This is a genomic window from Streptococcus sp. HMSC066F10 (genome assembly GCF_001813805.1).
Lineage (GTDB): Bacteria > Bacillota > Bacilli > Lactobacillales > Streptococcaceae > Streptococcus > Streptococcus vaginalis.
Genome location: NZ_KV813956.1, coordinates 1 through 269, shown reverse-complemented (window position 1 = coordinate 269; position 269 = coordinate 1). Strand labels below are relative to the sequence as shown.

General features: G+C 29.4%; 1 pseudogene. It reads left to right on the top strand.

What is annotated here, in order from left to right:
- Positions 1-122: 122 nt before the first annotated feature.
- Positions 123-269, top strand: a pseudogene (locus tag HMPREF2933_RS10060) (PcfB family protein); the annotation flags it as partial.

Here is a 269-nt window from a genome sequence, read left to right as displayed (position 1 = left end):
ATAAAAACATCAAAATAAAGCATTCCACCACCGAGAAAAATAAAATAAAAACAATCAAAGGGAAGTATAGAAAAATTAAAGCCTATACTTCCCTTTTTTAATTCAAACAAAGGAGAGAAAACATGATAAACGAAGAAATAAGCAAAGAAGCAGGTCAAGCAGCACAAACCATAATAACATACACAATAAAGGCAGCAAAAGAGTCAATCAACTTAGACAAAGAAATAAGAAAAAAGATGAATGAAACTTTAGAAAAAGCAAATGGAAAC